A 23,978-nucleotide genomic window follows, 5' to 3' on the forward strand; every position below is an offset into this window, starting at 1 on the left:
GGGGACAATATGTAAGGCGCTCAGAGCTGCACCATGCCGCAGCGCATGCCCTTGAGCACAGCCTGCAACCTGTTATTGACGTCGAGAGTCTTCAGCAGGCGCTTGGTGTAAGTCTTGGCTGTTTCCTCGCTCACCACCAAGCGCTCGGCAATCTCCCGATCGGTGAGGCCGCTGGCCAGCAGATCCAGCACTTCGTATTCCCGCTTAGTGAGCCTTGGGCAGCTCAGGTAGGGCAGGGTGCCGGAACGCAGTGAAGGGCTGCGGTAAAAGTGCTGCCCCATCACCGCCAGCACCGCTGCCTGCAGGGGCCGCTGATCGCCGATGAAATCGGCTTCCGCCACTACGGCCTCCAGCCAGGAAGCCTCAACGTATTGGGCCGGGATCACATCCCCCAGGGCCAGCACCACCACCCGCAAGCCCTGATGGGCACTGCGAGCCTTGCGGGCCAGCTCGAAGCCATTGCCGTCCTCCAGGTAGTCGGTGCAGATCAACAGCTCGTAGGGCTCCCGCCCCAGATAGGCCAGGCAGGTGGGCTCATCGGTGACGGCACAGCCGATGCGGGTGCGGTCTTGAAAGCTCTCGCACACTGATCGCAACAGAAAGCGACCCTTCATGGCGATCGCGACCTTGCCGCTGACCGCCACTGACAGCAGCACCTGGTCGAGGGTGGTGCCCTCCAGGCTGCTCAGAAAAGGGGTGAGATCCATCGACCCACAACTCTTGGCAGGGGCGTTGGATCACCCTAAGACAGCTGACAGGTTCAGCAGATGCGGGGCAGCAGCTCGCCGCTGAGGGGCAGCAGCAGGCGCTCGGTGCCAAAAGCGGTGGTGAGCAGCACCCGCGCTCCCTTGCTGGCCGGCCGCACGCTGCCGATCCAGGCTCCACCGCTGGCCGCCAGCAGGGCCTGGGCCTGATCGCGGGCCGATGGCGGCACCACCACCACAAAGCGACCCTCATTGGCCAGATGCAAGGGCTCAAAGCCCAGCAGCTCACAGGTGCGCGCCACGGGCTCCAGCACCGGCAGGCGCGCCTCCTCAATCGCCAGCTCCACCGCGGCCGCCTCCGCTAGCTCCTGCAGGGCACTGGCCAGGCCGCCGCGGGTGAGGTCGCGGAGGCAGTGAATCCGAACCCCGGCCTCCAGCAGGGCCCGCACCTGGGGCCAGAGCGGCGCGCAGTCGCTGAGCACGGGCGGCACCAGGGCCAGGCCATGGCGGGCGGCCAGGATTGCCACGCCATGGCGGCCCAGGTCGCCGCTCAGCAGCAGCTGGTCGCCCGGGCGAATCGCCGTGGGGTGGATCGGCGCCGGCGCCTCCACCACGCCGATGCCACTGGTGGTGATGAATATGCCGTCGGCCTTGCCCCGCTCCACCACCTTGGTGTCGCCGGTAACGATCGTGAGCTCGCAGGCCCGGGCCGCCGCCGCCATCGAGGCCACCAGGCGCCGCAGTAGCTCCAGCGGCAAGCCCTCCTCCAGCAGCAGCGCCACGCTGAGGTGCAGGGGCCTGGCCCCTGCCATCGCCAGATCATTGGCGGTGCCGATCACCGCCAGGCTGCCGATATCGCCTCCGGGAAATTCCAGCGGCTGCACCACATAGCCGTCGGTGCTGAAAGCGAGCGGGCCCGGGGGCAATTCGAGCCGGGCCGCATCGTGCAGCACCTGGGCCGGATCGGCGTAGAGGGCCCGCAGCTCCTGGTTGATCAGCTGCTGCATCAGGGTGCCGCCACCGCCATGGGCCAGCTGGATGCGTTCACCCATGGCGATCCCTCATGGGGCCTGGCGCCGGTAGCGGTAGTAGGCGGCGCAGGCCCCTTCGCTCGACACCATCGGTGCCCCCAGCGGCCGCTCCGGGGTGCAGACCGAGCCAAAGGCCGGGCAGTCGGGGGGGATGGCCCGACCCTGCAGGATCGGGCCGCTGATGCAGGGGCTGGCTAGGGGCTCAGGCGGCGGGGCAGCCGCCGCTAAGGGCAGACCAAACCGCAGCAGCGCATCGAAGTCGCGGTAGGCCGCAGCCAGCTCATAGCCGCCGCCGGCGATGGGGCCCAAACCCCGCCAGGGTTGGTCCACCACCTCAAACACCTCCTTCAGCAAGGCCTGGGCCGAGCCGTTGCCCTGCTGGCGCACCACCCGGTCGTAGGCATTGGCAAGCGCCGGGGTGCCCGCCTCCAGCAACTGCACCAGTCGCAGCAGCCCGGCCATCACATCGGCAGGCTCAAAGCCCGTGACCACCACCGGCACCCGGTGGCGCTGCACCAGCTGCCCGAGCTCGGCGGTGCCCATCACCGCCCCCACATGGCCCGCCGCCAAAAATCCCTGCACCTGGTTGCCGGGCTCCTGCAGCAACGCCGCCATCGCCGGCGCCACCCGCACATGGGCCAGCAGCACCGTGAGGTTGCTGAGCCCCAGGGCCCGGGCCTGGCGCAGCAGCAGGGCGGTGGCCGGTGCCGTGGTTTCAAAGCCCACCGCCAAAAACACCACCTGGCGCTCAGGGCACGCCTGGGCCAGGGCAATGGCCTGCAGGGGCGAGGTGAGCAGGCGCACGTCGCCACCGGCAGCCCGCGCGCCGAGCAGATCGGCGCCGGCGGCACTGCCTGGCACCCGCAGCATGTCGCCGTAGGAGCAGAGGATCACCTCGGGGCACGCCGCCAGCGCCAGGGCCCCATCGAGGCGCTCAGCCGGAGTCACGCACACCGGGCAGCCGGGCCCGTGAATCAACCGCAGCCCCGGCGGCAGCAGCTGGTCAAGCCCCCAACGCAGGATGGCGTGGGTCTGACCGCCGCACACCTCCATCAGGGTCCAGGGGCGGCTGGCAGTGGCAGCAAGCTGGGCCGCCAGCTCAGCTACCCGGCCATTGATTTGGCTTTGCAGGGCGGCACTCACCAGGGGCCCGGCGCCTGGCGGGCATCGGCGGGACGGTAGCCCTGGATGGCGCGCATGTATTGGGCCCGCTCGTATTCGGCCGGATTGGGGCAGCGCTGCTGGCTCATGCAGCCGATCAGCTCCGCCACCGATGCCACCTCGTGCTCCATCAGCCAGGTGGCCAGCTCCTCCTCCAGGCCCGCCAGGCGCTCGGGGCCGTGGCGCAGCAGCGCCCCCACCACCTGGGTCACCGCAGCCCCCGCCATCAACAGCCGCACCACATCGGTGCCCCGGTGCACGCCACCACTGGCGGCCAGATCCAGGGGCTGGCGGCCGTGCAGCAGGGCAATCCAGCGCAGCGGCAGGCGCAGGTCGTGGGGGGTGGAGAGCAGCAGGTTGGGCCGCACCTCCATGGTCTCGATGTCGATGTCGGGCTGGTAGAAGCGGTTGAACAGCACCAGCCCATCAGCGCCTGCTGCCGCCAAGCGCCGGGCCATGGCGCTGAGGTTGGTGAAAAAGGGGCTCAGCTTCACCGCCAGGGGCAGGCGCACCTCGGCGCGCACCTGACGCACGATCTCCTCCACGCCCGCCTCGATGGCGGCGCTGGAGAGCTCGGGGTCGGTGGGAATGGCGTAGATGTTGAGCTCCAGCGCCGCCGCGCCAGCCGCCTCGATCCGCCGGGCCGACTCCACCCAGCGGCCAGGGCTGGTGCCGTTGAGGCTGGCGATCACCGGCACCGCCAGATGCTTGCGGGCCTGCTCGAGATGGCGCAGGTAGAGGTCTTCCCCGCCATGGAAGATCGATGGCTCCGGCACGTAGGTGAGAGCCTCGCCATAGCTATCGGCTCCGGCCATGGCATGGCGGTGCAGGTCGAGCTGCTCCTGCTCGATCTGCTCCTCAAACAGGGAATGCAGCACAATCGCCGCTGCCCCAGCCCGCTCCAGGGCCTGCAACTGAGCCAGCTCCTCGCTGAGGGGCGCGGCAGCGCCCACCACCAGGGGGCTGCGCAGGGCCAGGCCGAGATAGGTGGTGGAGAGGTCGGGGATCATGGCTTGGGGGCTGGCTGAGCCAGAGCCCGATAGGTGGCCCAACGGCACTCCAGCTCGCGCTGGGCCTGGCGCACCAGGGCCTGGGCCCGCTCCGGCTGGCTGTAGCGCAGCATGCGGAATCGGTTTTCCTGCTCCATCGCCTCCTTGAGCGAGCGCTTTGGCGCCGGGCTGTCGAGTTGCAAGGGCGTCTCGCCGCGCTCGGCCCGACGCGGGTCGTAGCGGTAGAGCAGCCAGCGGCCCGAATCCACCGCCAGCTTCTGGTGCGCCATGCCCTGGGCCATGTCGATGCCGTGGGCGATGCAGTGGGAGTAGGCAATGATCAGCGAGGGCCCCGGGTAACTCTCGGCCTCCAGAAAAACGCGGATGGTGTGCTCGTCGCGGGCCCCCATCGCCACACTCGCGACATAGACGGTTCCGTAGGTCATCGCCATCAGGCCCAGATCTTTTTTGGGGGCCGCCTTGCCGGCGGCGGCAAACTTGGCCACCGCCCCCCGGGGGGTGCTTTTGGAGGCCTGGCCGCCGGTGTTGGAATACACCTCGGTGTCGAGCACCAGGGCGTTGACGTCGCGGCCACTGGCCAGCACGTGGTCGAGGCCGCCAAAGCCGATGTCGTAGGCCCAGCCATCGCCCCCCACCAGCCACACGCTGGTTTTCACCAGGGCATCGGCCAGCTCCAGCAGCTGGCGGGCCTCGGGCTGCTCCATAACGGCCAAACGCGCCTTGAGCTCGGCCACCCGCTGGCGCTGCTCAACGATGCCGGCCTCATCGCCCTGGTCGGCGTTGCGGATCGCCGCGGCCAGGGAGGGCGGGAGTTGTTCTGGCTGCAGCTGGCCCGCCAACCGCTCCAACAGATCAAGGGCCATCTGGCGCTGCTGGTCGCGCGCCACCCGCATCCCATAGCCGAATTCGGCGTTGTCTTCAAACAGGGAATTGCTCCAGGCCGGGCCCCGCCCCTCGGCGTTGGCGCTCCAGGGCGTGGTGGGCAGGTTGCCGCCGTAGATCGAACTGCAACCGGTGGCATTGGCAATCAACATCCGATCGCCAAACAGCTGGGAGGCGAGCTTGAGGTAGGGCGTTTCGCCGCAGCCGCCGCAGGCGCCGGAAAACTCAAACAAGGGCTGCTGCAGCTGCTGCTGGCCGATCTTGTGCAGGTTGAGCTCGGCGCGGGGCACCTCGGGCAGCTGCAGGAAGAAGTCCCAGTTGCCGCGGGCCTGCTCTCGCAAAGGCCGCTGCGGCGCCATGTTGATCGCCTTGCGCTTGGGCTCGCTGCGGTCGCGGGCGGGGCACACCTCCACGCAGAGGGCGCAGCCGGTGCAGTCTTCGGCGGCCACCTGGATGGTGAAGGTTTGACCGGCAAAGGCGGGGTCGCGAGCGGGGGCGGTGCGGAAGCCCTCGGGGGCTGCGGCGAAGAGCTCCGGTGCGCCCACCTTGGCGCGGATCACCGCATGGGGGCACACCAGCACGCACTTGCCGCACTGCACGCACAGGTCCGTTTCCCACACCGGCACCGCATCAGCGATGTTGCGCTTCTCCCAGCGGGCCGTGCCCACCGGCCAGGTGCCATCACAGGGCAGGGCACTCACCGGCAGGGCGTCGCCGCGGCGCTCCAGCATCGGCCCGATCACCTCCCGCACAAAATCGGGCGCCGCGGCCAGGCGGTCGTCCGGCACCGGCGCGGGGGCGGGATCGGGCAGGTCCTGCCAGGGGAGCGGCTGCAGGTGATCGAGGCTGGCATCGAGGGCGGCCAGGTTCATGGCCACCACGGCCTCGCCCTTGCGGCCATAGGTCTTGCGGATCGAGTCACGGATGCGCTCAATCGCCTCCTGGCGGGGCAACACGCCGCTGAGGGCAAAGAAGCAGGCCTGCATCACCGTGTTGATGTGGGGCCCCATGCCCGCCTGGCGCGCCACTTGGTAGGCATTGATCTGCTGCACCTGAATCCCCTTGCTGCGGATCTGAGCGCGCAGGGCTTGCGGCAGCCGCTCCCAGGTGTCTGCTGGCGCAAAGGGGCTATTAAGCAGAAACACACCGCCGGGCTCGATGCCGGCCAGCAGATCGAAGCGCTCGACGAAATCCCACTGGTGGCAGGCCACAAACGTGGGCCGCTGGATCAGGTAGGTGGAGCGGATCGGCTGGGGTCCAAAGCGCAGGTGCGACACCGTGACCGAACCCGACTTCTTGGAGTCGTAAACGAAATAGCCCTGGGCATATAAATCGGTGCCCTCGCCAATGATCTTGATCGCCGCCTTGTTGGCCCCCACCGTGCCATCGGAGCCCAGGCCATAAAACACGGCCCGCACCTCAGCTGCGTCGGTATGGAAGCTGTTGTCGAGGGGCAGGGAGCGGTGGGTGAGGTCGTCGTCGATGCCCACCGTGAAGTGGTTGAGCGGGCGGGGCTGGCCAGCTGCCAGCAGGGGCCGCAAATGGTCAAACACCGCCTTCACCATCGCCGGGGTGAACTCCTTCGACGACAGCCCGTAGCGACCGCCCAGCACCGCCGGCAGTGGTGCAACTCCATGCACCGCAGCCCACTCCTCGGCCAGAACTGCCACCACATCTAGGTAGAGGGGTTCGCCGGGGGCGCCGGGCTCCTTGCAGCGATCGAGCACGGCGATCGCCCGGGTGCTGGCCGGCAGGGCCTCCACCAGCAGCCGGGCCGCAAAGGGCCGAAACAGGCGCACCTTCAGCACCCCCACCCGCTCACCAGCGGCCTGCAGCGCCTCAGCCGCCTCCACGGCGGTCTCGCAGCCCGACCCCATCAGCACCAGCACCCGCTCGGCAGCGGCGGGGCCGACGTAGTCGTAGGGGCGGTAGGGGCGACCAGTGAGCTCGCCAAAGCGCGCCATCGCCTCGATCAGATGGTCCGGGGCCGCGTCGTAGAAGCGATTTACCGATTCGCGCGCCTGGAAGTAGACGTCTGGGTTTTGGCTGGTGCCGCGGATCACCGGCCGATTGGGGCTGAGGGCGCGGGCGCGGTGGGCCCTGATCTCCGCCGCGGGCATCAGCTCGAGCAGCTGGCCGTCGCTGAGCGGCTCGATCTTCTGGATCTCGTGGGAGGTGCGAAAGCCATCGAACACATGCAGGAACGGCAGCCGGCTGCGCAGGCTGAGCCGGGCAGCAATGGCGGCAAAGTCGCCCGCCTCCTGCACCGACGCCGAGCAGAGAATCCCGCAGCCGCTGCCGCGGGTGGCCATCACATCGCTGTGATCGCCAAAGATCGACAGGCCCTGGGCCGCCAGGGAGCGGGCCGCCACGTGCAGCACCGCCGGAGTGAGCTCCCCCGCCAGCTTGTAGAGGTTGGGGATCATCAACAGCAGCCCCTGGCTGGCCGTGAAGGTGGTGGTGAGCGCCCCGGCCTGCAGGGCGCCATGCACCGTGCCGGCAGCACCCGCTTCGCTCTGCAGCTCCACCACCGCCGGCACGCTGCCCCAGAGGTTGGGCCTGGCCTCGGCCGCCCAGGCATCGGCCCACTCGCCCATCGGCGAAGCGGGGGTGATCGGGTAGATGGCGATCACCTCATTGAGGCGGTAGGCCACCCGGGCCACGGCCTCGTTGCCATCAATCGTGAGCTGGGGGCTGCTCATGGCTCCTCAGCGGGATCGTCAGCGAGCACGACGCTCAGGGCCATGCCCACGTGCACCAGCACCCGATCGCCCACCACCGCCTCCGGCAGGCAGGCCAGGCTCACAACCTGGCGCACGCCACCGAAATCCACCTCGGCCTGGCGCCACAGCTCCGCATCAGGGCCGGCATCCGCCGCCGACCCGGAGATCGACAAGATCAGGCCGGGGGTGGCCAGGCACATGGGTAGGCCTCCACGCTCTACTTCGTTATAGGCAGGTCAGCCAGAGCTGCCCAAAGCTGGCCCAGGGCCAGGCCACCGTCGTTGCTGGGCAGCTGCTCAGCCCAGCGGGGCACCAGACCGGCCCCCCGCAGGGCTGTGGCGGTGAGCTCCAGCAGCAGGCGGTTCTGGAAGCAGCCGCCGGCCAGCAGCACCGTGGTGGCACCAAGGCGCCCAGCCGCCTCAGCCGCCGCACTGGCCAAGCCGGCCGCCAGGGAAGCGTGGAAGCAGGCAGCGCTCTCCTGCGGCGCCACGCCCGCGTTCAACAAGCTGTGCAACAGGGGCTGCCAGTCGAGCCAGCCAAGCTCCAGCCCAGCAGCCGGCAGCAGCGGCATGGGCGCCACCTGCGGAGGCGGGGCCTGCAGGGCTAGGCCCTCCAGCAGCAGCCCAGCCTCCCCCTCAAAGCTGCTGCGCTGGCAAAGATCCAGCAGGGAGGCCGCCGCATCAAACAGGCGGCCAGTGCTGGAGCAAAGCGGGCTATGGCAGCCGCTGGCGATGGCCTGCAGCAGCAGCTGCCAGTCGCCGGGGCTGAAAGCAGCCCGGCAGGCAGCGGCCCCCGGATGGCTCAAGGACTCCGGGCCGGCCGCGGCCAGCAGCCCCAGGGCGGCGCGGCGGGGTTCGACCATGGCCCGCTCGCCGCCGGGCAGGGGAAAGGGACGCAGGCAGGCCCAACGCTCAGCCCCGCTGGGCGTGAGCCAAAGCAGCTCGCCGCCCCAGAGCCGATGGCCGCTCGCCTCGGCCGGCTCGCCATAGCCGAGGCCGTCGCAGGCCCACACCAGCAGGGGCAGCTGCAGGCCGTGCTCGGCCGCCACCGCCAGGCCGTGGGCGCGGTGGTGCTGCACCAGCTGCAACGGCAGCCCCAGCCGCCGGGCCGCCGCCGCCGCCAGCTGGTGGCTGGCGTAGCCGGGATGGCCATCGCAGGCCAGGGCAGCGAGCCCGGGGCCAGGGCGCTCCAGCAGGTGCTCGAGCCCCTCGCCCAGCAGCTGCTGGGGCAGGGGCCCGGCCAGATCGCCCAGTAGCGGCGCCAGCCAAACGCGGCCGCCGCGGGCCAGGGCCGGCGCACTTTTGAGATCACCGCCAAGGGCCAGGGCGGTGCCCGGCGGGGCCTGCAGAGCTAGGACCTGGGGGGCGTAGCCGCGGGCCCGGCGCAGCAGCACCGGCCGCCCTTCGATCACCTGCAGCACCGAGTCGTCGAGGCGGCGGGCGATCGGGCGGTTGTGCAGCAGGAAGCCATCGGCGATGCCGGTGAGGCGATCGAGGGCCTCGGCTGGTTCGAGGCAGAGGGGCTCGCCGCTGCGGTTGCCGCTGGTGGCCACCAGGGGGCGGCCAAAACCCACCGCCAGCAGCTGGTGCAACGGCGAAGCCGGCAACATCATCCCCAAAGCGGCACTGCCGGGGGCCACCCCGGCGAAGGGCTGGCGCTGGCCTGGCCGCAACCGCAGCAGCACGATCGGCGCGGCCGGGTGCTGCAGCTGGAGCCTTTCAGGCTCCGATAGCTCCACCAGGGGAGCGATGGCCTCCAGATCGGCCACCAGCAGGGCCAGGGGCTTGGCCGGGCGCTGCTTGCGCTGGCGCAACCGGGCCACCGCCGCCCCGTTGCTGACATCCACGAGCAACTGGAAGCCGCCCACCCCCTGCAGGGCCAGGATTCCGCCCGCCGCCAGCAGGGCCAGGGCTGCCGCCAGCGGATCCACGCCGCCGGGCCCAGGCCCCTGCCACTGCAACTGGGGCCCGCAGGCGGGGCAGCCGATCGTTTCGGCGTGGAAGCGGCGATCGCCGGGGTCGTCAAACTCCTGCTGGCAGAGGGCGCACAGGCGGAAGCCCACCAGGCTGGTGTGGGCGCGGGCGTAGGGCTCTGCCGTGGCGATCGAGTAGCGCGGCCCGCAGCAGCTGCAGCTGATGAAGGGGTAGCGGTAGCGGCGGTTGGCAGGGTCGTGGAGTTCGGCCAGACAGGTGGGGCAGGGGGCCAGATCGGCGGCGAGGGCCGGGGCGATCAGGCCGGCACCCAGGGGTTGGCCCGATGCGGCGGCGATGCGCAGGCCAGGCGGCGCCGGAACGAGGGGCGGGAGCCACTCGGGCGCCAGTGGCTCAAGGGCGCCGGGGGGCTGCAACGCCTCGGGCAACCGCCGCACCAGCAGCTCCAGCGAGCGGCGCTCCCCCTGCAACTCCAGCCTGACGGCGCCAGCGACGTTCTCCACCTCGCCCACCAGCAGCAGCTCGGTGGCCAGGCGATGCACCAGGGGCCGAAAACCCACCCCCTGCACCACGCCGCGGCACCAGAGGTGCAGCCGGGCCTGCTTCATCGCGCCAGGGCGTTGATCAGGGCGTCGAGGCCGGCGCCGCTGCGGGCCGAGGTTTCCAACACGCGGGCGTGGGGGGCCACCCGGGCGATGGCGGCGTGGGCAGCGGCGCGATCGAAGCCCACCGCCTCGGCCAGGTCGATCTTGGTGATCAGCACCAGATCGGCGCCGTGGAAGATCGGCGCGTATTTGAGCGGCTTGTCTTCTCCCTCGGTGGTGGAGAGCAGCACCACCCGCAGGCTCTCGCCCAGGTCGTAGGCGCCGGGACACACCAGGTTGCCGACGTTCTCGATCACCAGCAGCTCGAGCTGATCAAGGCTGATGCCCTGGTGATGGAGGCGATGCAGCCCCTCGGCCACCATCGGCGCCTCCAGGTGGCAGGCCTGGCCGGTGGTGATCTGCACCGCCGCCAGCCCGGCGGCCTGGAGGCGGCGGGCGTCGTTGTCGGTGGCCAGATCGCCCACGATCACCGCCAAGCCGGCGGGATCGAGGCGCTGGGCCAGGGCTTCCAGCAGGGCGGTTTTGCCCGAGCCGGGGGAGGAGAGCAAGTTCACCACCGTGACGCCTGCGGCTTCGAAGCGCTGGCGCAGGCCTGCTGCCTGGGCGTCGTTGCGCTGCAGCAGGGCCGTGTGCAGGGACAGCTGGCGGGTTGGTGCTGGGAGCGGCTCAGGCGCCGGCTGTCCGCAGGAGCAGTCGCGGCACATGGCAGCTAAGGGCAGAGGCCGTTTCCAGGCTAGGAACGCTGGACAGTGCGGACAGCGTCAGCAATTGATGATCAAAATGGTGAGTAGAAAGTGGTGCCCTGAAAGGTTCCCGATGCGCACCACCGCCATGCAGCTCAAACAAGCCCTGCAGGCACTGGTGCAGCGGGAAAGCGCCAGGCGTCTGGCGGAGATGGCGGCGGCTTCAGCTAGGGCGATGCAACCGCTGCAGACGCAGAGAACTCACCAAGGCCACGGCCTCAAAGTCGGCATCAAAGCTCACCAGCACGGCATTGTGATGCAGAGCCACGGCGGCCACCAGCAGGTCGAGGCTCAGCACCGTGCGGCCGATGGCACGGCAGTCCTGGCCCAGGACAATCGCCTGCCGCCAGAGGTCTGGCGGCGTGGCCAGGGATGGCAATGTGGCGAACTGGGCCTCTAGCCGCTGGGCCTCGTCCGGTCGGGCCGAGCGCAGGAGCTCAAAGCGCACCGGCTCGGCGAGATGGGCCGCTGGATCGAGCACAAACGGGGCGATGAACTGCTTCAAGGCCAACGGGCTCCGGGCCCGGGTGAAGTCGATCCAGAGACTGCTATCGAGCAAGAGCGTCATCGGGCCAGCGCCTGGTCCCGGTCGCGGTCGCGCTGTCGATCAGCCTCAAAACTATCCAGCTCCACCCCCCACTCGCCGCTGAGGAAACGCTGAGCGATGCGGGCGCGTCGATGCCGCTGCAGAGCCTCCTCCATCAGTAGACGAATGGCCGGACCTTTTTTGCGCTCACCCGTGAGCTCGAGGACTTCAACCATCTCCTCCTCGGAAAGCTCAACCGTCACTTTCATTGTTTTGTCTTTTAATAATCAGATTTTGACATGGACATAGCAGGGAATCAGGCACCCTCACACCACCTCCAGGCTCAGTAGCCGCAGGTCGCGGCCACGCAGCAACTGACGGCTGATCGCACCACAACGGGGACAGTCGCAGCAGCCATCCAGGGCGAGGAAGGGGGCGTCGCAGGCGGTGCAATGGCATTCGGCCGCTTCGATCTCGATGCGCAGCTCGGCGCCAGCGGCGATCGTGCCGGCCATCACCACCGTGTGAGCGAAGCGCAACGCCTCAGGCTCCACCCCGGCCAGGCTGCCGATGCGCAGGCTGATCGCCGTGATCCGGCTGGCACCCTCAGCGCTGGCCGCCGCCAGCGCCTGATCGCGCACCGCCTCCATCAAGCTGAGTTCATGCATGGCGCGCCAGCCAACCCTTCATGAGCTCCTGGGCCTGGGGCAAAGCGGCCTGGAGCTCAGCCGAGAGCGTGGTGCCGTGCTCGAAGCGCGTCGCCGGCACCTGGAGCAGGTGGGCTGCAGGGGCGCGGCCGTAGAGCGCCTGGCTGATAGCCAGCAGCTGGGGCGGCTCGAGCCGGTGGCTCTCGGCCGCACCAGCGGCAAGCGAGATCACTGTGATCCGGGGAGCCGCGCCGGCCGGCGCCAGCCAGGCATCGATAAACAACACCGCCTCCAGCTCGGCCAGCTCCGCAGCCAGCTCAGGGGTGAGCTGCTGGACGCTGCGGCCTCCCACCTGTTCGGCCAGCAGTGCCCCAACGCCGTCGTCGCCGCGGAGGGAATTGCCGATGCCGATCACCAGGGGGGTGCGCTGGTGGCGGGCGGGCATGGGCAGAAGGAAGGGATTCAGACTCAGGGATCCTGACTCAGGGATTGAGAAGGTTTTCAAGGCTCTCGCCACCCGGTAATCGATAGATCCCCAAGTCGCGTCGATCGAGGGTCGCAATACGGCGGATTCCATACTGCTGGGCCACCCAGAGCAGGGAAGCATCCGCCAGGTCCATTGGCAGGTCGCCGTACTGGCGCATCCAGTTCGCCATCAACTCCAGGGCGGATCCACCGAGCTCCGCAAGGTTCAGACCACCGAGCGACACCCAGGAGAGGAAGCGCGGTGCCACATCCGCAGGGATCAGATGGCAGACCTCTGTCAAAACCGGCCAGGTGGACAAGAAAGCCCCCTGATGCAGCTCAAATAACTCAGCACAGGCCCCATGGTCCTGATCACTGCGATCGAACCAGGCAACCAGCGGACCGGTGTCAAGCAAGGTGGCACCGCGAAACAGGGAACGACTCACGGCTGAGGCCCGATCTGCCGTTCCCGCTTGTGCTGATGATTCAGCTTCTGACGGAGCAGAGCGGCATGGTCCCTTCCCCGGCTGGTGGTGCCGCTGTCCGGAGCGTTGCTTGAGAAGCTGCCGACCAGGCCAAAGCGCTCCGCCAGGGCTGCCGGGCTGGTGGCTTGCTGCTGCAGCAGAGCAAGGCCGGCCTTGACGACCTCGCTTTGGCTGAGGCCGAGGACCTGGCAGAGGCTGTCGAGCCTTGCCTCACCTCCATCATCGAGGCGCACTGAAATGGTCCGCATGGTGCCCTCCCAAACGTATTACGAGCCTTGGGGCTGGTGCGCTGCGATCTCCACTGGCAAAGGCTGGCCGGCATGGGTGATGGTGAAGAAAACGCTGGCGTTGGTGGGCAGCTGGCCCTTTTTGCGCAGGGCATCGGGTTCGATGCGGGTTTCGGCCTCGTTCATGGGATCAGCGAGGCCACATGGGCAAGCAGTTCTGCGCAGAGCTGGTTCCAGGCGTCTCTGTTGAGATTGAGCGGCTCTTGCTCATCCTCATACCGAAGCCTGGCCCCAAAAGGGGTGAAGTTCTCCAATGACAGGTACGGGCTTGGATCGCCACCGAAATCCATGACCAGGCGGCAAAGCAAGGCCAGGTCATGGGTACGGGGATACTCGTGCTCAAGCGCCGCAATCCAGGCTTTCAGTGCCTTTTCGGTGGCCTGCTGGACCTGAAATCCCCAGGTGGCCTCGTCAAACAGATCGGCATCGAGCATGGACCTCGCGGCCTTGAAATCCCGATGGGCAATGCGGAGGATCCGAGCTGCTTCGCGGTGCCGGTCAGAGGGCATAAAGCTCCCTGCCATCTCTATAAGCCTCAGTCACCACATGCTGGCTGGACAAGCGGCGCTCCTGAACCTCCCGATGGGAATAAAGGAGCAGATCAATCGGGATCCTGTGATGGGCCAGCTTGTGTCCCAAAGACCCTGTTTCCTCAAAACGCGAATGACTGGCCAACCAGGCATCGGGCACGGTCACCAGCAGATCAAGGTCGGAATCCGGCCGGGCGGTACCGCGGGCGCGGGAGCCAAACAGGCGCACTTCGGCGCCGGGGATAGCCGCCTGGATCTCGGCCGCGATGGAGCTCAACAGCGGCTCATCCACCTCGTAGTGATAGCTGGAGGGGCGGGCCGTGGCAGTCATGGAGAACATTCTGGCCGATCTCCAGGGGTGGAAGAAAAAATGATTGGGAAGGTGGGCATGATGATTGGGACGGTGCCACAGCGATTGAGGTCGATGCTCAATCCCGCACCCGCTCCGCCAGCAGCCGCCCGGCCGCATCCAGCAGGGCAATACGCAGCGGCATCTGGCCGGCGGCATGGGTGCTGCAACTCAGGCAGGGATCGAAGCAGCGGATGCCCGCTTCCACCCTGTTGAGCAGGGCTTCGGGGATTTCGGCGCCCTCGGCCAGGGGCGAAGGGCCGATGTAGTGGCGGGCGATCTGGGCCACGGTGCGGTTCATCGCCAGGTTGTTTTGGCCGGTGGCGATGATCAGGTTCACCCGGGTAATTAGGCCTTCGTCATCTACCCGGTAGTGGTGAAACAGGGTGCCCCGGGGCGCTTCGCTCACCCCCACCGCCTCGTTGGCGTTGAGGCTGGCATGGCTGCGCACATGGGGGGATTGCAGCTCGGGATCCTGCGCCAGCAGGCCGATCGCCTCCAGACAGGCCACGATCTCCACCAGCCGAGCCTGGTGATAGGCAAAAGAAGAAATGGCAATCCGGCCGCCGCTGGCGCTGGTGCCGTTGCGGGCGCGGAAGGCCGCCAGCTCGGCATCGGCCCAGGGGGTGCCGATCCGCTCGCACACATTTAGGCGCGCCAAGGGGCCCACTCGATACATCCCCTCCGGATAGCCCAGGGGCTTGTAGTAGGGAAATTTCAGGTAGCTCCAGCTCTCCACCGCCTCGCCCAAGAAGCTGGCGTAGTCGTCCTCTGAAAGGCCATCGGCCACCACGGCGCCGCTGCTGTCCACCAGCCGCAACAGGCCATCGATGCACGACCACTGGCCCTGGTCATCCACCAGGCCCATAAACAACGAATCAAACGTGCCAAACACTCGCTGCTCTTCGGCCAGCTGCTGATCCAGCAAGCGCTGAAACACCTCCAGGGCCAGCCGCACCGTGGCTTCGGCTTCGGGCAAGCGCTGCTGGATCCAGGCCGCCGTCTCAGGCGTCATCGGCGTGCGAACGCCCCCGGGCACCGCCCAGGCCGCATGGATCTTGCGGCCCGCCAGCTGCTCGATTAGTTGCTGGCCAAACTGGCGCAGGCGGATGCCGGCGCGGGCGAGCTCCGGATCAGCCGCCATCAGACCAAACACATTGCGCTTGGCCGGATCGCTCTCCCAGCCCAGCAGAAAATCGGGGCTGCTGAGGTGAAAAAACGACAGCGCATGGCTCTGGGTGAGCTGGGCCAGGTTCAGCAGCCGCCGCAGCTTGCGCGCCGCCGGCGGCGGCACCGCCAGCAGCTTGTCGCCGGTTTTCGCCGCGGCCAGCAGGTGGCTCACCGGGCAGATGCCGCAGATGCGCGCCGTGATGCCCGCCATTTCCGTGAAGGGACGGCCCTCGCAGAAGGTTTCGAAGCCGCGATACTCCACCACGTGGAAGCGGGCATCAGCGATCCGACCGGTGTCATCGAGGTGGAGCGTGATCTTGGCGTGGCCCTCGATGCGGGTCACTGGATCGATCGTAATCGTGCGGGGGGTGAATTCAGAGTTCACAGCGATCTGCCTCAGCCGAAGCTCAACATGGCCTGACCTTGCGGCGGCGGCTCGCCGCGCAGCAGGGCTTCCAGAAACGCCCGGATCCGCTCCGCCGAGGGCGGACAACCCGGCAGGAAGTGATCCACCGCAATCACCTCATGCAGCGGCAGCACCCGCTCCAGCAGCTCCGGCACGATGCCGGGGGCGTGGGGGTGCTGGGCGCCGCGATCGGCCAGCTCCACATAACCGCGCTCCAGCACGCTCTGGCGGCTGCCGCCAGCCACCCCGGCCCAGAGGTTGCGCAGGCCCGGCACGTTGGCGCTCACGGCACAATCACCAAAGGACACCACCAACTTGCTGCGGGCCCGCAGCTGCAGGGCCAGCTCGAGGTTGTCGGCGTTAGCCACCGCCCCCTCCACCAGGCACAGATCCACCCCCTCGGGAAACACCTTGATGTCGCTCGCCACCGGTGAGTAGACGATCTCCACCGCCTCGGCGAGCTCAAAGAGCCATTCATCAAGGTCGAGAAAGGACATGTGGCAGCCGCTGCAGCCGGCCAGCCACACCGTGGCGAATCGCAGCTTTGGGGGTTGCACCTGGGGAGTAGTCATTGGTTGCGCCAGCGGCGGTCAGTGCGCGCTTCAGCCAGCTGCTGGGCCCGCTCGGGGTGGGGCTGCTTCTCGGCGGTGGCGTCCTGCTTACGGAACAGGGCGCCGGTGGGGCAGGCATCCACGCACTTGCCGCAGGAGGTGCAGGCTTCCACCTCGCCCCAGGGCTGGTCGAGGCCGGCAATGATCGAACAGGCGCTGCCCCTGTAGCCCACATCCCATACGTGCGCCCCCTCGATCTCATCGCACACCCGCACGCAGCGGGTGCAGAGGATGCAGCGGTGGTGATCGAGGCTGAACTGGGGATGGGAGGCGTCGACATGGCGCTGGGGGTACTGGTAGGGGAAACGGGAGTGGTCCATGCCCACCTCCACCGCCACGTCCTGCAGCTCGCAGGAGCCATTGGCCACGCAGAAGGCACACACGTGATTTCCCTCTGCGAAGAACAGCTCCACCGCCATGCGCCGGTAGCCCTCCAACTCCGGTGTGTGGGTATGAACCACCATCCCTTCAGCCACGGTGGTGACACAGGCCGGTTCGAGTTTGGGGTGGCCCTCAAGGGCCACCAAACAAAGTCGGCAGGCCCCCACTGGAGTGAGGCCATCGAGGTGGCAGAGGGTGGGCACCTGCAGACCGGCGCTGCGGATCGCCTGCAGCAGCGTTGCATCGGCCGCCACCGTGCAGGTTTGGCCGTTGATCTGCAGGGTGATAGTGGGTGATGCCTGGGTCATGGCCCAGCCCCGGCGATGGCCGCCTCATATTCAGCGCGAAAAAAGCGCAAGGTGCTCAGCACCGGATTGGGAGCCGACTGGCCCAGCCCGCAAAGGCTGGTGGCTTTGACCATGCCGCAAAGCTGCTCAAGCTGCACGAGATCCGCGCCGGTGGCGCGCCGCTCCACGAAGCGATCGAGCAGCTGCTCCAGCTGCACCGTGCCAGCCCGGCAGGGCAGGCACTTGCCGCAGCTCTCGGCCACGCAGAAGCCCATGAAATAGCGGGCCAGCTCAGGCATCGCCAGCGACTCGTCGATCACCACCATGCCGCCCGAACCCATGATTGATCCCAGCGCTTGCAGTCCCTCGTAGTCGACCGGGGTATCGAGCAGCGCCGCCGGCACGCAGCCGCCCGAGGGGCCACCGGTTTGCACCGCCTTCACCACGCCAGGGCTGCCGTTGGGGTTAGCAGGCACCCCTCCTCCCATCGTTTCAACGATGGTGCGCAGGCTGGTGCCCATCTCCACCTCGATCAAGCCGGTGTGGGTGATGGCACCAGAGAGGGCAAACACCTTGGTGCCCTTGCTGGTTGCGGTGCCCATGGCGCCATACCAGGCGCCGCCCTGCCGCAAGATCGCCGGCACGGCAGCAAAGGTTTCAACGTTGTTGATCAAGGTGGGCAGGCCCCACAAGCCCGACACCGCCGGATAGGGCGGCCGCGGCCGCGGCGTGCCCCGCCCCCCCTCGATCGAATGCAGCAGGGCCGTTTCCTCGCCGCAAACGTAGGCCCCGGCACCGATGCGCAGCCGCATGGCAAACCCCGCCAGCAACCCCCTGGCCTCAGCAGCGGCGATGGCGCCGCGCAACCGCTCAATGGCTAGGGGGTATTCGGCCCGCACGTAAATAAAACCCTCGCTGGCCCCCACGGCATGGGCTGCAATCGCCATGCCCTCCAGCAGCCGGTGGGGATCGCCCTCCAGCACGGCCCGGTCCATGAAGGCACCCGGGTCGCCCTCATCGGCGTTGCACACCACCACCTTGCTGCTGCCCGGCTGGGCCGCCACCAACTGCCATTTGCGGCCGGTGGGATAGCCGGCCCCGCCGCGGCCCCGCAGCCCGCTGCGCTCCAGCTCCTCCACCACCGCCGCTGGTGCCAGCTGGCGGCAGGCGGCGAGGGCGGCGTAGGCGCCTTGGGCAAGGGCGTCGTCGAGGCAGCCCGGATCCACCAGGCCACAGCGCTCCAGCACCACCGGACGCTGCAGGCTGAAGAAGGGATGCTGCGGATCCAGCTGGCGCTCAGCGGCCACGCCGCCAAACAACTCGACGCGGCCATCGTCGTGGTCGGCGGCGGCTAGGGGACCTTGACCACACAGCCGCAGGCAGCCCACCGACTTCACCCGCTCCGCCCCGTGCTGGGCCACCAAGCTCTGCCGCAGGGCCGCGGCCCCCGCCGCCCGGCAGGAGGTGGCATCACAACAGCGCCAGGAGATGGCCGCCTTCATGGTTCTGGCAGCGCAGCGGGGTCGCCGCGACCAACAGCGCCATCGAGCACCAGCACCGGCGCCTGGCCGCAGGCCCCCACACAACTGGCGGTCTCAAACGCCACCCCCCGCCGCCGCAGACCCGCCTCCAGCCGCTCCGCCCCCCGCACAAAGCAGGCGGTGCCACGACACACCACACAGCGGTGCAATGGCGGGGGAACAAGCCGAAACAGGTGATAAAAACTGGCCACCCCCATCACGTCGCTAAGGGGTCGCTGCATGGCAACCGCCAGCTGCTGCAGCTCAGCCCGCGGCAGGTAGCCATGCCGCTGCTGCACAGCGTGCAGGCGTTCAATCAGCGAGGCGTCCAGGGCATGGCAGCCGGGGCGATCAGGTGTCGTTACCACCGAGGTCGTCCTCAAAGCCCTGATCGGGATCGAACTCGCTCCAGCCGGGGCTGGCGTCGTTAACAAGTCCATAGCGGGCCGCCTCGTCATCCATCTGGGTATTGCCGGTGGGACGGGTGTCGCAGCTGATGCCGCCATCGGCGGCGGGCTGGCAGTTGTCAAACTCCACCCCGGCCCGGCCTGGCTGCCCTACGAGCAAAGCAGTGCTGATGGCCCCCACTGCAAGGGCTGATCGAAATATCGGAGCCATGGGAAATATCCGTGCCATGGGGATCGGCAACCAGAACGGCTTACTGGGATGATGGCTCCGGTTTGGCCTCTGAGCGATGTACACGGACTGGACTGCCGTGATTTTGCTGCTGTTAACTGCGGCGCCCTTGGCCGTGGTGGTGGCTACCGCAGCCTTTTTCATCTGGCGGAAGAAGAGGCAGAAAGGCTGACCTGCAGCCCAGCCCGTCCTTGAAGAATGGCGGCGACGGTGGTAGCACCCATGGCGTGCAGCACCTTGCCCTGACCTAAGCAATCAAGGCAGGTGCGATAGCGCTGATCGTCCAGACGCAGCATGCCGCTGCCTCCGCATTGCTGACAGCGGCAGGAATTTGCTTGGCTTGACAGCTGCAGGGGCCCATCGGAGTAGGTCATCGAAATGTCCCCATTCGGGGACTTAGCGCTATCCGCCAGTGTGATGCGCTTTTCCCCACTTGATCCCGAAACCTTCCTTAAGCCTGGGCGCCGCGGAGGAGCTGGTCCAGCCGCTCTGAGCTGAGTTGCTGCAGTAATTCAGCGGCTGAAAGGCAGCTGCCCGCTGGCAGCAAAGCCGCACTGGCTGCCAGCTGGCCCACCACTGCCGCTGCGTCCATGCCGCGCTGCTGGTAACTCGCGAGCCCCTCGGCGCCCTCTCGCTTGCTGAGCCGCCGCCCGCCGCCATCGCACCAAAGCGGCACATGGCCGTAGCGGGGCGGGGCCGCGCCCAGGGCAGCCATCACGGCCACCTGGGCACCAGTGGCACTCCAGAGGTCGTCACCGCGCACCACATCGCTGATTCCCAAAACCAGCTCATCCACCGCCGTGGCCAGGTGATAAGCGAGGTAACCATCAGCCCGGCGCAACACCACATCACCAACAGCCGCTGGCCCATCGAGCTCCCCAGGAGCGCCATAGCTCTCCAGCCAATGCAGGCTCCCGGGCTCCAGCCGCAAGCGCCAGCTGGGCAGCCGCCCCTGCACCGGCCCCCAGCCGCCACTGGCAGCCCGGCAGGTGCCCGGATACACGGCAGCAGCGCCGTGGGGCGCAGAGATATGGGCCAGCAGGCGGCGACTGCAGTGGCAGGGATAGAGCAAGCCCTGGCGCCGCAGGGCTGACAGGGCCGTGGCATAGAGCCCGCGCCGCTCGCTCTGGCGCAGCACCGGACCGTCCCAATCAAGGCCAAGCCAGGCCAGATCGGCCAGGATCGATGTCTCAGCACCGGCCCGATTGCGGGGCGTGTCGAGGTCGTCGAGGCGTAGCAACCAGGCGCCCCCCCGCAGCCGGGCGTGCAGCCAACTCAGCAGGGCCGTGCGCAGGTTGCCGCGGTGCAGAGCGCCGGTGGGGGATGGGGCGAAACGGCCGCGATACCCCCGCTGGCGCTGGGCCAGGCCTGCCTCAACCAGGGCCTGCAGGGGGGATGGCAACGGCACAGCAGCCAGCAGGGGGGGAAGCATCACTTGGGGGCTCACTCTGCCGTGGGCACAAAAAAAGCGGCCCCGAGGGGCCGCCGTGGCAGGAATTACCTGAAACCAGATCAGCCCTGGACGCGGTCTTTGAACATCTTGCCGGCGGTGAAGGCAGGCACCCGCTTGGCGGGGATCTTGATCTTCTCGCCGGTCTTGGGGTTCAGGCCCTGGCGGGCAGAGCGCTCACGGGGCTCGAAGGAGCCGAAGCCCAGGATTGACACCTTCTTGCCTTCCACGACCGAGTCGATGATGGTTTCAATGGCGGCGTCGACGACTTGGGAGACGTCGGTCTTAGTGAGCTCGGTGCGGGCGGCAACGAGGTTGACGAGATCAGCTTTGTTCATGGGAATAGAAAGCCTCGGGGGTGGCGGTCGTGTTGCGACGAAAGGTGGCGAGTCGGAAAACCCCGACCGGCCCTGAGATGAGCGCGCCAATGGTATGGGGCTCTGGACGCTGCTGCAACACAAAAGTGCTCTGCCGCAACGGTTTTCGTGACAATTTCCCCACATGGCTCAAAAGACGAGCCCAGCCAGCAGCTCCGCACCCCCATGGACGAGCTTGTCGCCCCGCAGGGCACCAAGCCCGCCACCACTGGCGATCCAGTCGGGAGAGCCCGCTGGCAACCAACTGCGCAGCCGCTCCAAACTGGCCAGCTGGCGGGGCCAGTGGAAGGTGCGCGCCGTGCGCAAGGGCGCCAGCACAGCTGGTCCGGTTGGTAACAGCAAGCGCCCACAAAACAGGCCATCGACTGCTCCAGCACGCACCAGCAGCACGCAGGAGCCGGGCGTGGGCCCTGGGGTCCAGAGCAGCTGGAGCCCGGGAGCCAGGGTCAGCTGCTCGCCAAAGGTGCTGCACCCCTGCACACCCGGCAGCAGGTAGGCCTCCTGCTCCTGCACCAGCACAGACCAGCCCAGGGCCTCCTGCCAGCGCCGGCAGCGGCCGTGGCCCTCGCGGCTAGTGAGCACGAGCCGGCCTGGCCCCACCAGCTCAGTGCGCTGGCGCAACATCGCCAGATTCGCCTCAGTGAATCCCGGACAATCCACCAGCAGATCTCCGCTACCCCCGTAGGCAGACGCCTCCAGCAGCCAGCTGCTTCCCCCCTGGCTATCGCGGCTGGGGGCGAACAGCCACAGACCAGGGCGCACCAGCTGGGGCGGCCGGCCGGTTTCGGGGGGTTGGGTCAACTGGGTCAACTTGTTTAAGCAGGTGGCGCGAGCAAGGGGTGGAGCCCAATCCGTCCGGAGACGGGCACCGCAGGCAACTGCCTGCTGCCCCAGACCAGATTCGCGCCTAGCGTCATCGCAGCAGGCTCGGCCCCTTGACGGTCCAATTCAACAGTCCTGAGCTAGCTCCACCGCCGAATCACCACCAAGGGATTCACATCGGCCAGCCCTGGCCGCTGGGGGCAAGCCTCACCAGCCGGGGTGTCAATTTTTCAGTGGTAGCCCCTCTGGCCACCCGCATTGAGCTGCTGCTGTTCGCCGACGGCGAGGCGAGCGAACCAACGCGGGTGGTGGAACTGGACCAGCGGCACCGCTCGGCTGATCACTGGCATGTGGAGGTGGAGGGTCTGGGCTTGGGCAGCTGTTACGGCTACCGGGCATTTGGGCCACTGCAGCCGGGCGGCCATGGCTTCAACCCGTCCAAGGTGCTGCTCGACCCCTGTGCCCGAGCGATAGCCGGCTGGCACGGCTATCGGCGTGGCGGCGCCGTTGGGGCGGCACCCAACACCGGCCACTGCCTCAAGGGAGTAGTAACCGAGCGCGACCGCTTTGATTTCAGCCACGCCCCCCGGCCGCGCCACAGCTGGCAGAAGAGCGTCATCTACGAGATGCACGTCGGTGGCTTCACCCAGGGACCGGGTTGTCCCGTGCCGGCCCAGCTGCAGGGCAGCTTGCTGGGCCTGATCCCCACCATTCCCTACCTGAAGGATCTGGGCATCACCACCATCGAGCTGCTGCCGGTGATGGCCTTCGATCCCAACGACGCCCCGGCCGGACGCCACAACTATTGGGGCTACAGCCCCTTGAGCTGGATGGCGCCCCATCCCGACTATCTGGTGGGCGATGACCCGCTCAGCGGCCGCGACCAGGTGCGGCAACTGGTGACCGCCTGCCACCGGGCCGGCATCGAAGTACTACTGGATGTGGTCTACAACCACACCACCGAGGGCAATCAGGATGGGCCCACCCTCAGCTGGCGCGGCTTCTGCGACCGCCTCTACTACCAGCAGAGCGCCAAAGGCGATTACCAAGATGTGAGCGGCTGCGGCAACACCATTGCGGCCAACCGGCCGCTGGTGCGGCGGCTGATTCTGGAATCACTGCGCTGCTGGGCCACGGAGCTGGGCATTGATGGCTTCCGCTTCGACCTGGGCATCGCCCTCAGCCGCGGCGACAACCTGGCCCCCCTGGACTCGCCGCCCTTATTCGAGGACATGGAGGCCGATCCAGACCTAGGCGACCTGAAACTGATCAGCGAACCCTGGGACTGCGGCGGCCTTTATCGCCTCGCCGACTTCCCCGCCCGCCGGGTGGCCACCTGGAACGGTCGCTTCCGCGACGACCTGCGTCGCTTTTGGAAGGGTGATGAAAAAACCTGCTGGACCATGGCCCAGCGCCTCAGTGGCAGCCCAGACCTTTTCACCAACACGCCGGTGCATCCAGGTCAGTGCATCACCTTCCTGACCGCCCACGACGGCTTCACCCTGGCCGATCTGGTGAGCTTCAACGGCAAGCACAACCTGGCCAACGGCGAGGACAACCGCGACGGCGACAACCACAACAACACCTGGAACCACGGTGTGGAGGGCCCCAGCTCCGATTCCGCCATCACGGCCCTGCGCGAGCGCCAGCTGCGCAACCTGCTCACAAGCCTGCTGCTCGCACCGGGAGTACCGATGCTGTTGATGGGTGATGAGGTGCGCCGCAGCCAGGGCGGCAACAACAACACCTGGTGCCAGAACAACCCCCTCGGCTGGATGCACTGGCAACCAGATACTGGCGACCTGGCCCTGCGCCTGTTTCTGCAACGCCTGCTGCAATTGCGGGCCCATCTAGCCGGGCTGTTCAACCCCGAGCTGCCCCTTGATGACAAACCCCAGCGGCGCAGCGGCGATCGGGGCCACCTCTGGCGCCAGTGGCACGGGGTCGAATTAGCCAACCCGGACTGGGCGAGCTGGTCCCACACCCTGGCCTGGAGCCTCAATGACAGTCACCAGGGCCCCTTGGTTTGGTGCGGCATGAACGCCTACAGCAAGGCCATGCACTTTGAGCTGCCCAGCTGCCGCCAGGGCTGGCTGAGGGTGATTGATACGGCCCTACCCCCCGGCGAAGACCTGCCTTCCCAGCCTGAGGCGTGGCTACCCGCCGGCGCACCCCTGCAAAGCCGCAGCCTGATGCTGCTGGTGGCGGCCCCGCTGCTGGAAGGCCGGAAGCTTTAAAG

General features: G+C 68.0%; 28 protein-coding genes. 1 reads left to right on the top strand and 27 read right to left on the bottom strand.

Going from position 1 to position 23,978, the window contains the following annotated elements; all coding sequences use genetic code 11:
• Positions 1-20 precede the first annotated feature (20 nt).
• The 27 genes from U9970_RS09910 to U9970_RS10040 form a co-directional block, all read right to left on the bottom strand.
• On the bottom strand, positions 21-707 hold the full coding sequence (locus tag U9970_RS09910) for a response regulator transcription factor (protein ID WP_322764093.1): 687 nt from the start codon (positions 705-707) through the stop codon (positions 21-23).
• A gap of 53 nt (positions 708-760) precedes the next feature.
• The gene (hypE, locus tag U9970_RS09915; RefSeq protein WP_322764094.1) at positions 761-1,756 is read right to left on the bottom strand and encodes a hydrogenase expression/formation protein HypE; all 996 of its coding nucleotides are present in this window, start codon (positions 1,754-1,756) and stop codon (positions 761-763) included.
• A gap of 9 nt (positions 1,757-1,765) precedes the next feature.
• Entirely contained in the window at positions 1,766-2,788 is a 1,023-nt protein-coding gene (gene hypD / locus U9970_RS09920) for a hydrogenase formation protein HypD (protein WP_407653114.1), read from the bottom strand.
• Positions 2,789-2,874: 86 nt separating this feature from the next.
• On the bottom strand, positions 2,875-3,906 hold the full coding sequence (locus U9970_RS09925; protein ID WP_322764096.1) for a dihydroorotate dehydrogenase-like protein: 1,032 nt from the start codon (positions 3,904-3,906) through the stop codon (positions 2,875-2,877).
• A complete protein-coding gene (gene nifJ / locus U9970_RS09930) occupies positions 3,903-7,490 on the bottom strand; it encodes a pyruvate:ferredoxin (flavodoxin) oxidoreductase (protein WP_322764097.1) in 3,588 nt (1,195 codons plus the stop codon). Before nifJ ends, U9970_RS09925 begins: the two co-directional genes overlap by 4 nt.
• The gene (locus U9970_RS09935) at positions 7,487-7,711 is read right to left on the bottom strand and encodes a HypC/HybG/HupF family hydrogenase formation chaperone (RefSeq protein ID WP_322764098.1); all 225 of its coding nucleotides are present in this window, start codon (positions 7,709-7,711) and stop codon (positions 7,487-7,489) included. The genes nifJ and U9970_RS09935 overlap by 4 nt, the downstream gene beginning before the upstream one ends.
• A gap of 17 nt (positions 7,712-7,728) precedes the next feature.
• Entirely contained in the window at positions 7,729-10,050 is a 2,322-nt protein-coding gene (gene hypF, locus U9970_RS09940) for a carbamoyltransferase HypF (protein WP_322764099.1), read from the bottom strand.
• Positions 10,047-10,751 (bottom strand): hydrogenase nickel incorporation protein HypB, encoded by a 705-nt coding sequence (hypB, locus tag U9970_RS09945; protein ID WP_322764100.1) that lies wholly within the window; start codon positions 10,749-10,751, stop codon positions 10,047-10,049. Before hypB ends, hypF begins: the two co-directional genes overlap by 4 nt.
• Positions 10,752-10,953: 202 nt before the next feature.
• Entirely contained in the window at positions 10,954-11,358 is a 405-nt protein-coding gene (locus U9970_RS09950) for a PIN domain-containing protein (RefSeq protein WP_322764101.1), read from the bottom strand.
• Positions 11,355-11,585 carry a hypothetical protein gene (locus U9970_RS09955; protein WP_322764102.1) on the bottom strand — a complete coding sequence of 77 codons (231 nt, stop codon included), beginning with the start codon at positions 11,583-11,585 and terminating at the stop codon, positions 11,355-11,357. Before U9970_RS09955 ends, U9970_RS09950 begins: the two co-directional genes overlap by 4 nt.
• Before the next feature lie 57 nt (positions 11,586-11,642).
• Positions 11,643-11,984, bottom strand: a complete 342-nt coding sequence (gene hypA / locus U9970_RS09960; RefSeq protein WP_322764103.1) for a hydrogenase maturation nickel metallochaperone HypA — start codon at positions 11,982-11,984, stop codon at positions 11,643-11,645.
• Entirely contained in the window at positions 11,977-12,408 is a 432-nt protein-coding gene (locus U9970_RS09965) for a hydrogenase maturation protease (protein ID WP_322764104.1), read from the bottom strand. The genes hypA and U9970_RS09965 overlap by 8 nt, the downstream gene beginning before the upstream one ends.
• A 37-nt stretch (positions 12,409-12,445) precedes the next feature.
• A complete protein-coding gene (locus U9970_RS09970) occupies positions 12,446-12,874 on the bottom strand; it encodes a type II toxin-antitoxin system VapC family toxin (protein WP_322764105.1) in 429 nt (142 codons plus the stop codon).
• On the bottom strand, positions 12,871-13,161 hold the full coding sequence (locus U9970_RS09975) for a hypothetical protein (protein ID WP_322764106.1): 291 nt from the start codon (positions 13,159-13,161) through the stop codon (positions 12,871-12,873). The genes U9970_RS09970 and U9970_RS09975 overlap by 4 nt, the downstream gene beginning before the upstream one ends.
• Before the next feature lie 18 nt (positions 13,162-13,179).
• The gene (locus tag U9970_RS09980; RefSeq protein WP_322764107.1) at positions 13,180-13,326 is read right to left on the bottom strand and encodes a hypothetical protein; all 147 of its coding nucleotides are present in this window, start codon (positions 13,324-13,326) and stop codon (positions 13,180-13,182) included.
• Complete coding sequence (locus U9970_RS09985; RefSeq protein WP_322764108.1) at positions 13,323-13,634, bottom strand: HEPN domain-containing protein; 312 nt, start codon at positions 13,632-13,634, stop codon at positions 13,323-13,325. Before U9970_RS09985 ends, U9970_RS09980 begins: the two co-directional genes overlap by 4 nt.
• A gap of 64 nt (positions 13,635-13,698) precedes the next feature.
• Positions 13,699-14,061, bottom strand: a complete 363-nt coding sequence (locus U9970_RS09990; protein WP_322764109.1) for a nucleotidyltransferase domain-containing protein — start codon at positions 14,059-14,061, stop codon at positions 13,699-13,701.
• 97 nt (positions 14,062-14,158) lie between these two features.
• The gene (locus U9970_RS09995; RefSeq protein ID WP_322764110.1) at positions 14,159-15,634 is read right to left on the bottom strand and encodes a Ni/Fe hydrogenase subunit alpha; all 1,476 of its coding nucleotides are present in this window, start codon (positions 15,632-15,634) and stop codon (positions 14,159-14,161) included.
• 11 nt (positions 15,635-15,645) lie between these two features.
• Positions 15,646-16,227: an NADH-quinone oxidoreductase subunit B family protein gene (locus tag U9970_RS10000; protein WP_322764111.1), complete on the bottom strand. Its 582-nt coding sequence runs from the start codon at positions 16,225-16,227 to the stop codon at positions 15,646-15,648.
• Positions 16,224-16,955, bottom strand: coding sequence for a bidirectional hydrogenase complex protein HoxU (gene hoxU / locus U9970_RS10005; protein ID WP_322764112.1), 732 nt, complete (start codon positions 16,953-16,955; stop codon positions 16,224-16,226). Before hoxU ends, U9970_RS10000 begins: the two co-directional genes overlap by 4 nt.
• Positions 16,952-18,436 carry a NuoF family protein gene (locus tag U9970_RS10010; protein WP_322764113.1) on the bottom strand — a complete coding sequence of 495 codons (1,485 nt, stop codon included), beginning with the start codon at positions 18,434-18,436 and terminating at the stop codon, positions 16,952-16,954. Before U9970_RS10010 ends, hoxU begins: the two co-directional genes overlap by 4 nt.
• Positions 18,433-18,822, bottom strand: coding sequence for an NADH-quinone oxidoreductase subunit NuoE family protein (locus U9970_RS10015; RefSeq protein ID WP_322764114.1), 390 nt, complete (start codon positions 18,820-18,822; stop codon positions 18,433-18,435). The genes U9970_RS10010 and U9970_RS10015 overlap by 4 nt, the downstream gene beginning before the upstream one ends.
• Entirely contained in the window at positions 18,806-19,072 is a 267-nt protein-coding gene (locus U9970_RS10020) for a hypothetical protein (protein ID WP_322764115.1), read from the bottom strand. Before U9970_RS10020 ends, U9970_RS10015 begins: the two co-directional genes overlap by 17 nt.
• 158 nt (positions 19,073-19,230) lie before the next feature.
• Positions 19,231-19,464 (bottom strand): hypothetical protein, encoded by a 234-nt coding sequence (locus U9970_RS10025; protein ID WP_322764116.1) that lies wholly within the window; start codon positions 19,462-19,464, stop codon positions 19,231-19,233.
• Between the two features lie 77 nt (positions 19,465-19,541).
• Positions 19,542-20,498 (bottom strand): tRNA glutamyl-Q(34) synthetase GluQRS, encoded by a 957-nt coding sequence (gene gluQRS / locus U9970_RS10030; protein WP_322766102.1) that lies wholly within the window; start codon positions 20,496-20,498, stop codon positions 19,542-19,544.
• Positions 20,499-20,602: 104 nt separating this feature from the next.
• On the bottom strand, positions 20,603-20,878 hold the full coding sequence (locus tag U9970_RS10035) for an HU family DNA-binding protein (protein WP_006911342.1): 276 nt from the start codon (positions 20,876-20,878) through the stop codon (positions 20,603-20,605).
• A gap of 168 nt (positions 20,879-21,046) precedes the next feature.
• On the bottom strand, positions 21,047-21,718 hold the full coding sequence (locus tag U9970_RS10040) for an MBL fold metallo-hydrolase (RefSeq protein ID WP_322764117.1): 672 nt from the start codon (positions 21,716-21,718) through the stop codon (positions 21,047-21,049).
• A 191-nt stretch (positions 21,719-21,909) separates the two neighbouring features.
• Here U9970_RS10040 and U9970_RS10045 point away from each other — a divergent pair, with 191 nt between their 5' ends.
• Complete coding sequence (locus tag U9970_RS10045) at positions 21,910-23,976, top strand: glycogen debranching protein (protein WP_322766103.1); 2,067 nt, start codon at positions 21,910-21,912, stop codon at positions 23,974-23,976.
• Positions 23,977-23,978: the final 2 nt, after the last annotated feature.

Source organism: Cyanobium usitatum str. Tous (genome assembly GCF_963920485.1).
GTDB classification, from domain to species: Bacteria; Cyanobacteriota; Cyanobacteriia; order PCC-6307; family Cyanobiaceae; genus Cyanobium_A; species Cyanobium_A usitatum_A.

Bases quoted from the DNA above. Each gene is read 5' to 3' on its own strand.
- U9970_RS09990 (WP_322764109.1), bottom strand. From the start codon at position 14,061: ATGACTGCCACGGCCCGCCCCTCCAGCTATCACTACGAGGTGGATGAG.
- U9970_RS09965 (WP_322764104.1), bottom strand. From the start codon at position 12,408: ATGCCCGCCCGCCACCAGCGCACCCCCCTGGTGATCGGCATCGGCAAT.
- U9970_RS10035 (WP_006911342.1), bottom strand. From the start codon at position 20,878: ATGAACAAAGCTGATCTCGTCAACCTCGTTGCCGCCCGCACCGAGCTC.
- U9970_RS09935 (WP_322764098.1), bottom strand. From the start codon at position 7,711: ATGTGCCTGGCCACCCCCGGCCTGATCTTGTCGATCTCCGGGTCGGCG.
- U9970_RS09950 (WP_322764101.1), bottom strand. From the start codon at position 11,358: ATGACGCTCTTGCTCGATAGCAGTCTCTGGATCGACTTCACCCGGGCC.
- U9970_RS09925 (WP_322764096.1), bottom strand. From the start codon at position 3,906: ATGATCCCCGACCTCTCCACCACCTATCTCGGCCTGGCCCTGCGCAGC.
- U9970_RS10020 (WP_322764115.1), bottom strand. From the start codon at position 19,072: ATGGCTCCGATATTTCGATCAGCCCTTGCAGTGGGGGCCATCAGCACT.
- U9970_RS09955 (WP_322764102.1), bottom strand. From the start codon at position 11,585: ATGAAAGTGACGGTTGAGCTTTCCGAGGAGGAGATGGTTGAAGTCCTC.
- U9970_RS09910 (WP_322764093.1), bottom strand. From the start codon at position 707: ATGGATCTCACCCCTTTTCTGAGCAGCCTGGAGGGCACCACCCTCGAC.
- hoxU (WP_322764112.1), bottom strand. From the start codon at position 16,955: ATGACCCAGGCATCACCCACTATCACCCTGCAGATCAACGGCCAAACC.
- hypD (WP_407653114.1), bottom strand. From the start codon at position 2,788: ATGGAGGTGTGCGGCGGTCAGACCCACGCCATCCTGCGTTGGGGGCTT.
- U9970_RS09985 (WP_322764108.1), bottom strand. From the start codon at position 13,634: ATGCTCGATGCCGATCTGTTTGACGAGGCCACCTGGGGATTTCAGGTC.
- U9970_RS10010 (WP_322764113.1), bottom strand. From the start codon at position 18,436: ATGAAGGCGGCCATCTCCTGGCGCTGTTGTGATGCCACCTCCTGCCGG.
- U9970_RS10000 (WP_322764111.1), bottom strand. From the start codon at position 16,227: ATGACTACTCCCCAGGTGCAACCCCCAAAGCTGCGATTCGCCACGGTG.
- hypB (WP_322764100.1), bottom strand. From the start codon at position 10,751: ATGTGCCGCGACTGCTCCTGCGGACAGCCGGCGCCTGAGCCGCTCCCA.
- U9970_RS09980 (WP_322764107.1), bottom strand. From the start codon at position 13,326: ATGAACGAGGCCGAAACCCGCATCGAACCCGATGCCCTGCGCAAAAAG.
- hypA (WP_322764103.1), bottom strand. From the start codon at position 11,984: ATGCATGAACTCAGCTTGATGGAGGCGGTGCGCGATCAGGCGCTGGCG.
- U9970_RS09975 (WP_322764106.1), bottom strand. From the start codon at position 13,161: ATGCGGACCATTTCAGTGCGCCTCGATGATGGAGGTGAGGCAAGGCTC.
- hypF (WP_322764099.1), bottom strand. From the start codon at position 10,050: ATGAAGCAGGCCCGGCTGCACCTCTGGTGCCGCGGCGTGGTGCAGGGG.
- hypE (WP_322764094.1), bottom strand. From the start codon at position 1,756: ATGGGTGAACGCATCCAGCTGGCCCATGGCGGTGGCGGCACCCTGATG.
- U9970_RS10025 (WP_322764116.1), bottom strand. From the start codon at position 19,464: ATGACCTACTCCGATGGGCCCCTGCAGCTGTCAAGCCAAGCAAATTCC.
- nifJ (WP_322764097.1), bottom strand. From the start codon at position 7,490: ATGAGCAGCCCCCAGCTCACGATTGATGGCAACGAGGCCGTGGCCCGG.